The sequence below is a fragment of the Bradyrhizobium sp. Kon69 genome, assembly GCF_055807515.1.
Window position 1 is genome coordinate 1 of record NZ_JBVVOS010000326.1, and the last position, 277, is coordinate 277.

General features: G+C 59.9%; 1 protein-coding gene. It reads left to right on the top strand.

Features of this window, described 5'->3' with window-relative positions; all coding sequences use genetic code 11:
• Positions 1-277, top strand: a 277-nt coding sequence (tssJ, locus tag AC0L3U_RS39345; protein ID WP_473365113.1) for a type VI secretion system lipoprotein TssJ, incomplete at both ends; no start/stop codon positions are given.

Here is a 277-nt window from a genome sequence, read left to right on the forward strand (position 1 = left end):
GTTCGAGGTCCAGTGCCTGCAACTGATCGAACTGCGTCATGGCGTGGCCTTCGAGAATGCCGATTTTTTCAGCATGTACGAGCACGCCGAGCAGGTATTGCCAAAGGACTGGGTGAGCAGCGAGGAAATCGAACTGCGCCCGGGCGATCGGCGGGCGCTCAAGCTCAGTGTCGGGCCAAAGAGTCATTTTGTGGGGGTGCTGGCGGCGTATCGCGACTTGCCCCACGTTCAATGGCGCCTGCTCGTTCCGCTCGCCGCTCAACAAGTGAACCGTGTA